The organism is Nocardia brasiliensis ATCC 700358 (assembly GCF_000250675.2).
GTDB lineage: Bacteria > Actinomycetota > Actinomycetes > Mycobacteriales > Mycobacteriaceae > Nocardia > Nocardia brasiliensis_B.
Genome location: NC_018681.1, coordinates 6,319,392 through 6,330,831, shown reverse-complemented (window position 1 = coordinate 6,330,831; position 11,440 = coordinate 6,319,392). Strand labels below are relative to the sequence as shown.

Below are 11,440 nucleotides of genomic sequence, written 5' to 3'. Positions count from 1 at the left end.
GCAAGGGACAATCGGACATATGGTTTCGGAGTCCAGGCGACGGATCGAGGTCGCCGCGTGCGAATTGCTCGCACGGCACGGGTATCACGGATTCGGCTTGAAGGCGTTGAGCGAGGCGGCCGGCCTGCCCTACGGGTCGATCTATCATCACTTTCCAGGCGGCAAGGAGGAGATCGCGGTGGCCGCGATCACCGGCACCGGCACCATGGCGGGCCGGATGATCCGGCAGGCGCCGACCGACGTCTTCGCCACCACGGCAACGCTTTTCGATTTCATGACCCGCAAGCTGGCGCAGTCCGACTGGGTGGACGGTTGCGCGATCGGCACGCCCGCGCTCGACGGCGGCAGCGATGTCGAGGCGGTCCGGGAAGCCTGCGGCACCGCCTTCGACGCGATGGAGCAGGCCTTCGCCGGGCTGCTTGCCGAGCTGGGCCTGTCCGGGCAGGCCGCGGGGGAGCTGGCCACGACGGTGGTCGCCGCGTACGAGGGCGCGACCGTGCTGGCCCGGGTGCGCCGCTCGGACGACCCGCTGCGCACGGTGGCGGCCGCGATGGCGCGGTTGGTCCGGATCACCTTCACCGAAGCCGGGCTGTACGACGCCGAATCGGCGGCCGGGTCGACCGGCACCGGCTCCTCGGATATCGATGCGGAGATGCCGGACGCCGATTTCGGGGATCCGCCGATGGCGGTGCCCTCGGTCGACGGCGACGGGGTACTGCCGGATGTCGATGCCCGCGTGGTGGCCGCGGCAGCGGCGGAGTCAGCCGACAAACTTCCGGAAGTGGATCCGCACAGCTAACCGGGATCTGATGGCAGCCCTGCCGGCGACGCCGCGGAAGCTTGTCGCGGCGGGGCGAGTCCGCCCGGCGACGGGGTGTCCGGGCGGTTGTGACGCATCGCACTGAAGCAATTGCAGTCCGGACTAATCAATCCCGCGTGTGTTGTCCGGGTGCTTGCCGGACGGGTGGCGAACCGTGCGCAGCTCGCCGTCGGCCCGGGCCTGGAACGGAATTCGCAGGTCAGAGCCTGGTAAATCGAGTAGGTGCGGATTCCGCAGAATTTACGGGCGGATGGCGGTCCCGTCCGCAACCGCACGGCGCGACCGATACCGACCGGTACGCCGCGACGGCGGCGGTCGACGCAGGTCACAGGGGTCTGGAAGTCAGGGCACCCTTATTAGATTTCGGGAACGAATTCCGCCACACTGATGTTGTGAAAACCGTGGGTTTGCGGAAAAACGATGAAGGGGCTGGTCGCCGGGCCGGTACCGCGTCGTCCGCTGCGCCCGCCACGGTCGCCGAAGGGCACACTCGCGCGGCCATCGTCCAGCTACTGCTGGAGGAGGGGCCGATCACCGCGACCGCCATCGGCACCACGCTCGGGCTCGCGCCGGCCGGGGTGCGCCGGCACCTCGACGCCCTGATCGACTCCGGTCAGGCCAGGGCGAGCCGGTCCGCGCCGTGGCAGCAGAAGGGCCGCGGCCGTCCCGCCAAGCAGTACCAGCTCACCGCCGCCGGACGCGGACAGCTGGGCCACGCGTACGACGATCTGGCCGGTGCCGCGATCCGCCAGCTCGGCGAGATCGGCGGCGCCCAGGCCATCACCGAGTTCGCCCGCAAACGAGCCAGGACTATCGTGGCCGGGATCGCACCCGTCGAGGAGCACACCCCGGAACGCACCGAGGCCAAGGCCGAGGAGATCGCCGAGGCGTTCACCGAGGCCGGATTCGCCGCCTCCACCCGCAAGGTGGGCACCGGCGTGCAGATCTGCCAGCACCACTGCCCGGTCGCGCACGTCGCGGAGGAGTTCCCGCAGTTGTGCGCGGCGGAACTCGAGGCGTTCCGTGACCTGCTCGGCACCCACGTGCAGCGGCTGGCCACGATCGCCAACGGCGACTGCGCGTGCACCACGCACGTGCCCCTGCTCGTGCTGCCGATCAGCAAGACTTCATCAGAAACCGCTGCACAGCCCGCAACGGTACGAACGAACGACTCCGGAAGGAGTGCCGAATGACGACGACCACCGACCAGGTGCAACCGCTCACCCAGGAAGAGACCATCGCTTCCCTGGGCAAATACGGTTACGGCTGGGCCGATTCGGATGTGGCCGGAGCGAGTGCGCAACGAGGCCTGTCCGAGGCGGTTGTTCGCGACATCTCGGCCAAGAAGAGCGAGCCGGACTGGATGCTCGACATCCGGCTGAAGGCGCTGCGCATCTTCGATCGCAAGCCCATGCCGAACTGGGGTTCCAACCTCGACGGCATCGACTTCGACAACATCAAATACTTCGTGCGCTCCACCGAGAAGCAGGCCGCCACCTGGGACGACCTGCCGGAGGACATCAAGAACACCTACGACAAGCTGGGCATCCCCGAGGCGGAGAAGCAGCGCCTGGTGTCCGGTGTCGCCGCGCAGTACGAGAGCGAGGTCGTCTACCACCAGATCCGCGAGGACCTGGAGCAGCAGGGCGTCATCTTCCTCGACACCGACACCGCGCTCAAGGAGCACCCGGAGATCTTCCAGGAGTACTTCGGCTCGGTGATCCCCGCGGGCGACAACAAGTTCTCCGCGCTGAACACCGCGGTGTGGTCGGGCGGTTCGTTCATCTACGTGCCGCCGGGCGTGCACGTCGACATCCCGCTGCAGGCCTACTTCCGGATCAACACCGAGAACATGGGCCAGTTCGAGCGCACGCTGATCATCGTCGACGAGGGCGCCTACGTGCACTACGTCGAGGGCTGCACCGCGCCGATCTACAAGTCCGACTCGCTGCACTCCGCGGTGGTCGAGATCATCGTGAAGAAGGGCGGCCGCTGCCGCTACACCACCATCCAGAACTGGTCGAACAACGTCTACAACCTGGTCACCAAGCGGGCCAAGGCGGAGGCGGGCGCGGTGATGGAGTGGGTCGACGGCAACATCGGCTCCAAGGTCACCATGAAGTACCCGGCGGTCTGGATGACCGGCGAGTACGCCCGCGGCGAGGTGCTCTCGGTGGCGTTCGCCGGCGAGGGACAGCACCAGGACACCGGCGCGAAGATGCTGCACCTGGCACCGCACACGTCGTCCAACATCATCAGCAAGTCGGTGGCGCGCGGCGGCGGCCGGGCCTCCTACCGGGGTCTGGTGCAGGTCAACAAGGGCGCGCACGGGTCCAAGTCGACCGTGAAATGTGATGCGCTGCTGGTCGATACGATCAGCCGCTCGGACACCTACCCGTACGTCGACATCCGCGAGGACGACGTGACGATGGGGCACGAGGCCACCGTCTCGAAGGTCTCCGAGGACCAGCTGTTCTACCTGATGAGCCGCGGCATGACCGAGGACGAGGCGATGGCGATGGTGGTGCGCGGCTTCGTCGAGCCCATCGCCAAGGAACTGCCGATGGAATACGCGTTGGAACTGAACCGGCTCATCGAGCTGCAGATGGAAGGAGCCGTCGGCTGATGGCGACAGGTGTCATCGGAGCGGTCGAGGGCGAGAACCCCTCGAAGCCGGTCCAGAACCCAGGCGCGACAGCCGCGATCAACAAGGGCGAGGTGTTCACCTCGTTCGACGTGAACGCGTTCGAGGTCCCGTCCGGCCGCGACGAGGAGTGGCGGTTCACCCCGATGCGCCGCCTGCGCGGGCTGCACGACGGCACCGCGGTACGCGACGGGCAGGCCACGATCGAGGTCGGTCCGGTCGAGGGTGTCCGGGTGGAGACCGTCGGGCGCGACGACGCCCGGCTCGGCACCGCCGGCACGCCCGCGGATCGCGTTGCGGCCCAGGCATACTCGGGCTTCGAGCAGGCCACCGTGGTATCCGTCGGCGCGGAGACCGAGGTGGCCGCACCGGTCGTCGTCACGGTCACCGGCCCCGGCGAGGGCAAGACCGCCTACGGCCACCTGCAGATCCGGCTCGGCAACTTCGCCGTCGCCACCGTGGTGGTCGACCAGCGCGGCAGCGGAACCTACGCGGAGAACGTGGAATTCGTGCTCGGCGACAGCGCGAAGCTGACCGTCGTCGCGGTGCAGGACTGGGCCGACGACGCGGTGCACGCGACCGCGCACCACGCGAAGCTCGGCCGCGACGCGACGCTGCGGCATATCGCGGTGACGCTCGGCGGCGACCTGGTCCGGCTGACCGGCACCGTGCGCTACGAGGGTCCCGGCGGCGACGCCGAACTGCTCGGCCTCTACTTCGCCGACGCAGGCCAGCATTTCGAACAGCGGCTGCTGGTCGATCACTCGCAGCCGAACTGCAAGTCCAACGTGCTGTACAAAGGTGCGCTGCAAGGCGACCCGAACTCGCCCAAGGGTGACGCCCGCACGGTGTGGGTCGGCGACGTGCTGATCCGCGCGGCCGCCGAGGGCACCGACACCTTCGAGGTGAACCGCAACCTGGTGCTCACCGACGGCGCGCGCGCCGACTCGGTGCCGAACCTGGAGATCGAGACCGGCGAGATCGCCGGTGCCGGACACGCCTCGGCGACCGGCCGTTTCGACGACGAGCAGCTGTTCTACCTGCGCGCTCGTGGCATCCCGGAGGACGCGGCGCGGCGCCTGGTGGTGCGCGGCTTCTTCCAGGAGATCATCCAGAAGATCGCGGTCCCCGAGATCCGGGAGCGGCTCGAGTCGGCCATCGAGGCCGAGCTCGCCGCGATCGGCGCCTGAACCCCTCACTCCCACAAAGGAACTCGAATTCGATGACCACCCTGGAAATCAAGGACCTGCACGTCGAGGTCGCCAACCCGGACGAGTCCGGCGAGCCCATCAAGATCCTGAAGGGCGTCGACCTCACCATCAAATCCGGTGAGACGCACGCCATCATGGGCCCCAACGGCTCCGGCAAGTCGACGCTGTCGTACGCGATCGCCGGTCACCCCAAGTACACGGTGACCTCCGGCTCGATCACCCTCGACGGGGAAGACGTGCTGGCCATGTCGGTCGACGAGCGCGCCCGGGCCGGCCTGTTCCTGGCCATGCAGTACCCGGTCGAGGTGCCCGGTGTCTCCACGTCGAACTTCCTGCGTACCGCCGCCACCGCCGTGCGCGGCGAGGCGCCCAAGCTGCGGCACTGGGTCAAGGAAGTCAAGGAGTCGATGGCCGAGCTGGAGATCGATCCGGCCTTCGCCGAGCGCAACGTGAACGAGGGGTTCTCCGGCGGCGAGAAGAAGCGCCACGAGATCCTGCAGCTCAGCCTGCTCAAGCCGAAGATCGCCATCCTGGACGAGACCGACTCCGGCCTCGACGTCGACGCGCTGCGCATCGTCTCCGAAGGGGTCAACCGCTACAAGGAGCGGGAGAACGGTGGCGTGCTGCTGATCACCCACTACACCCGCATCCTGCGCTACATCCAGCCGGAATTCGTGCACGTCTTCGTCGGCGGCCGCATCGTCGCCGAGGGCGGTTCGGAGCTGGCCGACGAACTCGACGCCAACGGCTACGTCCGTTTCACGCAGAGCGCTACCGCAGGAGCCTGATATGACCGCCACGGTCCCCGCACTCGACGTGGCCCGCATCCGGGCCGACTTCCCGATCCTGAGCCGTACGGTCCGGGACGGGAAACCGTTGGTGTACTTGGACTCCGGCGCGACCTCGCAGCGGCCGCTCGCCGTGCTCGACGCGGAACGCGAGTTCCTCACCACGCACAACGCGGCGGTGCACCGCGGCGCGCATCAGCTCGCCGAGGAGGCGACCGACGCCTACGAGGACGCGCGCGCCGCCATCGGCCGGTTCGTCGGCGTGGACGCCGACGAGATCGTGTTCACCAAGAACGCGACCGAATCGCTCAACCTGGTGACCTACTCGTTCGCCGACGACCGGTTCCCGTACCGTGTCGGCCCCGGCGACGAGATCGTCATCACCGAGCTCGAGCACCACGCGAATCTCGTTCCGTGGCAAGAGCTCGCGCGCCGCACCGGTGCGACGCTGAAGTGGTACGGCGTGACCGACGACGGCCGGATCGACCTCGATTCGCTCGAATTGTCGCCCGCCACCAAGGTGGTCGCGTTCACGCACCAGTCCAACGTGACCGGTGCGATCACCGATGTCGCCGAAATCGTCCGGCGCGCAAAGGCGGTCGGCGCGCTGACCGTGCTCGACGCGTGCCAGTCGGTGCCGCACATGCCGGTCGACTTCCGTGCGCTCGACGTCGATTTCGCCGCGTTCTCCGGGCACAAGATGTTCGGTCCGTCCGGTGTCGGCGTGCTGTACGGCCGTCGCGCGATCCTCGCGGAGACACCGCCGTTCATCACCGGCGGTTCGATGATCGAGACCGTCACCATGGAGGCCACCACCTACGCGGCGCCGCCGCAGCGGTTCGAGGCCGGTGTGCCGATGACCTCGCAGGTCGTCGGATTGGGCGCCGCCGTGCGGTATCTCGAAGCGCTCGGCATGGAAGCCGTTGCGGCGCATGAGCATTCGCTGGTCGAGGCAGCGCTGGCCGGGCTCGGTGCGATCGAGGGTGTGCGCATCATCGGCCCCACCGACACGGTCGCTCGCGGCGGTGCGGTCTCGTTCGTGGTGGACGGCATCCACGCGCACGACGTGGGCCAGATCCTCGACGACGAAGGTGTCGCGGTGCGGGTCGGCCATCACTGCGCGTGGCCGTTGATGCGCCGCCTCGGGGTTCCCGCCACGGCGCGGGCCTCGTTCGCCGCGTACAACACACTCGATGAGGTCGACGCACTGGTTGCCGCCGTGCGGAAGGCTCAGCAGTTCTTTGGGGTTGCATAGAACATGCGCATGGAGCAGATGTACCAGGAAGTGATCCTGGACCACTACAAGCACCCGCATCACCGCGGGCTGCGGGAGCCGTACGGTGCCGAGGTGCACCACGTGAACCCGACCTGCGGTGACGAGGTGACCCTGCGCGTCCAGCTCGACGACAACGGGGACGTCGCCGACGTCTCCTACGACGGGCAGGGCTGCTCGATCAGTCAGGCCGCCACCTCGATCCTCACCGATCAGGTCATCGGCCTGCCCGTGCAGCAGGCGTTGAAGGTCGTCGACTCCTACAGCGAGATGATCTCCAGCCGTGGCACCATCGAGGGTGACGAGGATGTCATCGGCGACGGCGTCGCACTGGTCGGTGTGTCGAAGTACCCGGCCCGGGTGAAGTGCGCGCTGCTCGGCTGGATGGCGTTCAAGGACGCGGTGATCCGGATCGCGCCCGAGCAAACCACGTCCACGAATGGGGCCGGCAATGACTGAAACACCCGCATCGGAAACCGCCGCCGAGCAGCTGTCCGACGAGGACATCAAGCGGCTCGAGGATCTCGAGGAGGCGATGCGTGACGTCGTCGACCCCGAACTCGGCATCAACGTCGTCGATCTCGGCCTGGTCTACGGCTTGGCCGTGCAGGACGAGGTCGCGATCCTCGACATGACGCTGACGTCCGCGGCCTGCCCGCTGACCGATGTCATCGAGGACCAGTCGCGTAACGCCCTCGTCCGTAGCGGCCTGGTCGAGGACCTCAAGATCAATTGGGTCTGGATGCCGCCGTGGGGCCCGGACAAGATCACCGAGGACGGCCGCGAACAGCTGCGCGCTCTCGGCTTCACTGTCTGATCTCTCGCATCGCACGATCGACGGCCGCTGCCTACCAGGCAGCGGCCGTCGCCGTTTCCGCACCGGAAGCGACAACGTGTGCCACTCGTCACGAGGGGTTGGCCCGGCAGCAATAGGTAGGTTATCTTCTACATATAAAGGTAGGAAACTTCCTACACGATACGAATGGAGCGGAGATGTCGGAAGCTGCTGAGCGGTTCCGGGTGACCAGTGCGGGATTTCTGGCCCGGATCATGGCGGTGCGCGCGGACCAGTGGGACAGCGCGACACCATGCCCGCGGTGGACCGTGCGGGATGTCGTCGGGCACGTGATCAACGAACAGCGCCGGACATTGGCGCAGGTGCGCGGAACCGAGCCCCGGCCGCTGCACGGGATCGGGGTCGCCGAGATGGGCGCGCTGCCCGAGCTGGCGGCGGATGCCGATCCGGCCGCGGCCTGGAAACACGTCGGGGACGGGCTGGCCGCGGCCATCGACGATCCCGCGTGCCTGGCCGCCGAGATCCCGACGTTCCAGGGGCCCAGGCCTTTTCGGGAGATCGTCGACATCCTGCCCGAGGACGTGCTGATCCATACCTGGGATGTGGCCCGCGGCATCGGCGGCGACGAGCGGCTCGCCCCCGACGTGGTCGCGTTCGTGCACGAGCACCTGCTGCCGATGGACGAGGCGTTGCGGCAGCCGTGGGCGTTCGGACCTAAGGTGACTGCACCGGCGGACGCGGACCCGCAGACCGAGTTCCTGTGTTTCGTCGGACGACGCCCATAGAGCGAGACCCCTAGCTTCCGAACGAAGGCCGCGATGCCGTACCGCACGAAATCCAGTGACGCCGACCTCCTGTTCGGCGCGCTGGCCAATCCCACCCGCCGCGACATCCTCGACCTGCTCCTGAACGGCGAACAGTCGGTGCAGTCCATTGCCGAACGGTTCGACATGGCCCGTCCCAGCGTGTCCGAGCATCTGAAGGTGCTGCGCGAGGTCGGGCTGGTGGGGGAGGAGAAGCGCGGCCGGTTCCGCTACTACCGGGTGGAACCGCAACCTCTGCACGACCTGCAATCCTGGCTGGCGCCGTTCGAGCGGTACTGGCGTGCCCGGATGCGCGACCTGGGTGACGTGCTCGACGCGATGCCCGACGACCCCGACGACGAGAGAAGGGCGTGACCCGATGACCGATGACCTGACCACCATCGAGGTGGACCAGTTCTACCCGCACCCGCCGGCCAAGGTCTGGCGCGCGCTCACCACCCCCGATCTGCTGGCTCGATGGTTGATGGAACCCACTGGCTTCGAACCGGTTTCGGGCAACCGCTTCCGGATGCAGGCGCGGCCGATCCCGGAGGTCAACTTCTCCGGGCAGATCCGTGGCGAGGTGCTCGAGGTGGTCGAGCCGAAGTTGTTGCGTATCACCTGGAACGACGCCGCGGTCGCGGCGGACAGTGGTTGGGTGCTCAGCTGGCAGTTGCATCCGGAGGGTAAGGGAACGCGGATGTTGTTCACGCACAGCGGTTTCGATCCGGACAATCCGATTTCCCAGTTGTCCCGCACCAGAATGGGCGGCGGCTGGCCCGGTTTGCACCATCGTCTGGCGGGTCTGCTCGACGCGCAATGATTTCGGCCGGAATGCCATCGGGTGTGCGAGAAACTCGTCGGCGTGAATTTCTTTCCTGCAGCGTGATTTCGGCTTGTCTGTCGTCGAAAGTGCGCGCCGCTGTTGATTTCTGACGGCGCGGAAAGCGCGGCGGCAGTTGTTCCCGTAGGTCAGAGGTCAAGGCTGGATTGCAGCCGGCCCGTTTCGGCGGCCCGCGATTGATCCTGCGCGTGCAGGGTGCCCGCCGTCGTGTTCAGCGATTCGGAGAGTTCGGCCACGTGCTGCTGGAGCAGCGTGCGGCGGCCGTCCAGGTAGGTGTTGAACCTGGTGAACGCCGTGGCCGCGGTGTCTTTCCAGCCCTCGCGGCTGTCGGCGATCGCCTGATCGGTGTCGCGCAACGTGGTACCCGCGTTGTCGTACAGCGTGTCCAGCCGAGCGGCCGCACCACGCAGCAGTTCCGGATCGACCGAAACGGAATCACCCATTTACGCCCCCTGATCCAAAATTCACGGTAATTCCTGGATACGATACCTATCGTCGCAAGCAATCCGACTTCCGTGGGGGGATCCTGGACGATGTTGCTACCGGACATTCGCTGGTGGAATGTGCTCGCACTGGAAATGCTCGAGACGTCGCTGTCTCGGCGCATCACCACCGTGCAGGACGTGAGCGGCCAACTCGCCGATATCGGCATGCTGCCCGGTTGGCAGGGTGATGCCGCGGCGGCCGCGCGCCGCAGATTCACCGTCACCACCGATCAGCTGATCGACGAGGCCGCCACCCTCGGCGCCGTCCGCGAGTTGACGAAGCAGACCAGGGAAGCGGTCACCCACCTCAAGGAAACCCTGGCCGCCATCGAACAGACCGCGACGGCGAACGGGCTCGAGATCTGGGACGCCGGCCACGTGACCATCGCCGATCTGCCCGGCGCGCCGGACCCCGCGAAGGTGGAGTCGCTGCGGCTGGAACTGCAGGACGCCGTGCAGGCGGTGATGAAACAGGCCGACGACATCGACGCGGACGCGGCCGCGGTGCTGAACAAGGCCGCCGACGGCAAGATCGATGACCGAGGCGCCACCGACGTCGCGGCGGCCTCCGCCGCGGGCGCGGCGCAAGGTGGACTGACCGCCCCCGCGCCGCCGGAAAACGGGACGCCGCAACAGAACCGGGAGTACTGGGACGCGATGGACGAGCGGCAGCGCCGCGAAGTCATCGACCAGCATCCCGAATGGATCGGAAACCGGGACGGCATCCCGTCCATGGCCCGCCACGAAGCGAACGTCAACCGGATCGACGACGAACGCGTGCGGCTGACCCAGGACCGAGACGCGCTGAAAGACCAGTTGAAGGACGCACCGGACGGCGCGCGGTATCCGAACGCTCCCGATCCCTACGCCGCCGAGAAGACGAAACTGGCCGAGGTGGAGGCGAAGCTGACCGACCTCGACTCGATCGAGAAGATCCTGAAAGAGCATCCGCTCGACCCCGCCAATCCCGACAAGGGGGCGCGGCTGCTGCTGCTCGACCTGCAGTCGGGGGAGAAGGGGATGGCGGCGGTGGCCGTCGGCGACCCCGACAACGCAGACCACGTCTCGGTCACGGTGCCCGGCGTCTCGACCACCGTGCAATCACTGGACGGGATGACCCGCGAGGCGGAAGCCGTGCAGCGGGAAGCCGAGAAACAGTTGCGGCTGGCCGGACGCCCGGACGAGCGGGTGGCCTCGATCGCCTGGCTCGGCTACGAACCGCCGCCGGATCTCGGGCTGGAGGCGGCACGTTCGGCGCGGGCCGAGGACGGTGCGCCCGAATTGGCGCAGTTCTTCGAGGGCTTGGACGTGGCGTCGAACCGGCCGGACCCGCACCTCACGGCGCTCGGCCACTCCTACGGGTCCTACACGACTGCGCTCGCGCTGCAGGATCACGGCCGCACCCAGCCTATCGACGACGCGGTCTTCTACGGCTCACCCGGGATCAACGCGAACGACGAACCCGACCTGGGACTGGCACAGGGCCACGGCTACGTGATGCGCGCGCCCGACGACCCGATCTCGCTGGTCGACGGCTTCGGCCGGTTCGGTCCCGACCCCGTCACCACGAAACTGGAGCAGCTCTCCGTCGGCGAGGCCACCACCACCGACCACGTGCGCCGCGAAGACTCGAACGGACACAGCGAATACCCACGGCCGAGCGGCAACGGCGAACTGCGCACCGCCGGATACAACATGGCCGTCGTCATCGCCGGACTGCCGGAACTGGTGGTGCGCTGACATGACGGCCGTGACCCGAATACTCGCGGCGATCGT

13 protein-coding genes are annotated in these 11,440 nt (G+C 67.6%); 12 read left to right on the top strand and 1 reads right to left on the bottom strand.

Going from position 1 to position 11,440, the window contains the following annotated elements; genetic code table 11:
• Positions 1-19 precede the first annotated feature (19 nt).
• The 11 genes from O3I_RS27935 (at position 20) to O3I_RS27885 (ending at position 9,158) form a co-directional block, all read left to right on the top strand.
• Positions 20-799: a TetR/AcrR family transcriptional regulator gene (locus O3I_RS27935; RefSeq protein ID WP_014986360.1), complete on the top strand. Its 780-nt coding sequence runs from the start codon at positions 20-22 to the stop codon at positions 797-799.
• Between the two features lie 413 nt (positions 800-1,212).
• Positions 1,213-2,013 carry a helix-turn-helix transcriptional regulator gene (locus O3I_RS27930; protein ID WP_014986359.1) on the top strand — a complete coding sequence of 267 codons (801 nt, stop codon included), beginning with the start codon at positions 1,213-1,215 and terminating at the stop codon, positions 2,011-2,013.
• Complete coding sequence (gene sufB / locus O3I_RS27925) at positions 2,010-3,446, top strand: Fe-S cluster assembly protein SufB (protein WP_014986358.1); 1,437 nt, start codon at positions 2,010-2,012, stop codon at positions 3,444-3,446. Before O3I_RS27930 ends, sufB begins: the two co-directional genes overlap by 4 nt.
• A complete protein-coding gene (gene sufD, locus O3I_RS27920; RefSeq protein WP_014986357.1) occupies positions 3,446-4,654 on the top strand; it encodes a Fe-S cluster assembly protein SufD in 1,209 nt (402 codons plus the stop codon). The genes sufB and sufD overlap by 1 nt, the downstream gene beginning before the upstream one ends.
• A 32-nt stretch (positions 4,655-4,686) precedes the next feature.
• Positions 4,687-5,463 carry a Fe-S cluster assembly ATPase SufC gene (gene sufC, locus O3I_RS27915; protein ID WP_014986356.1) on the top strand — a complete coding sequence of 259 codons (777 nt, stop codon included), beginning with the start codon at positions 4,687-4,689 and terminating at the stop codon, positions 5,461-5,463.
• Position 5,464: 1 nt separating this feature from the next.
• Entirely contained in the window at positions 5,465-6,718 is a 1,254-nt protein-coding gene (locus tag O3I_RS27910) for a cysteine desulfurase (protein WP_014986355.1), read from the top strand.
• Positions 6,719-6,721: 3 nt separating this feature from the next.
• Positions 6,722-7,195: a Fe-S cluster assembly sulfur transfer protein SufU gene (gene sufU, locus O3I_RS27905; protein WP_041562921.1), complete on the top strand. Its 474-nt coding sequence runs from the start codon at positions 6,722-6,724 to the stop codon at positions 7,193-7,195.
• Positions 7,188-7,553, top strand: a complete 366-nt coding sequence (locus O3I_RS27900) for a metal-sulfur cluster assembly factor (protein WP_014986353.1) — start codon at positions 7,188-7,190, stop codon at positions 7,551-7,553. Before sufU ends, O3I_RS27900 begins: the two co-directional genes overlap by 8 nt.
• Before the next feature lie 176 nt (positions 7,554-7,729).
• Positions 7,730-8,317, top strand: a complete 588-nt coding sequence (locus O3I_RS27895) for a TIGR03086 family metal-binding protein (RefSeq protein ID WP_014986352.1) — start codon at positions 7,730-7,732, stop codon at positions 8,315-8,317.
• Positions 8,318-8,350: 33 nt separating this feature from the next.
• Positions 8,351-8,710: an ArsR/SmtB family transcription factor gene (locus O3I_RS27890; RefSeq protein WP_014986351.1), complete on the top strand. Its 360-nt coding sequence runs from the start codon at positions 8,351-8,353 to the stop codon at positions 8,708-8,710.
• Positions 8,711-8,714: 4 nt separating this feature from the next.
• Complete coding sequence (locus O3I_RS27885) at positions 8,715-9,158, top strand: SRPBCC family protein (protein WP_014986350.1); 444 nt, start codon at positions 8,715-8,717, stop codon at positions 9,156-9,158.
• Between the two features lie 149 nt (positions 9,159-9,307).
• On the opposite strand, the gene O3I_RS27880 is transcribed toward O3I_RS27885, so the two are convergent.
• Positions 9,308-9,622: a WXG100 family type VII secretion target gene (locus tag O3I_RS27880; RefSeq protein ID WP_014986349.1), complete on the bottom strand. Its 315-nt coding sequence runs from the start codon at positions 9,620-9,622 to the stop codon at positions 9,308-9,310.
• Between the two features lie 90 nt (positions 9,623-9,712).
• Here O3I_RS27880 and O3I_RS27875 point away from each other — a divergent pair, with 90 nt between their 5' ends.
• Positions 9,713-11,404 (top strand): alpha/beta hydrolase, encoded by a 1,692-nt coding sequence (locus O3I_RS27875; RefSeq protein ID WP_014986348.1) that lies wholly within the window; start codon positions 9,713-9,715, stop codon positions 11,402-11,404.
• Positions 11,405-11,440 lie beyond the last annotated feature (36 nt).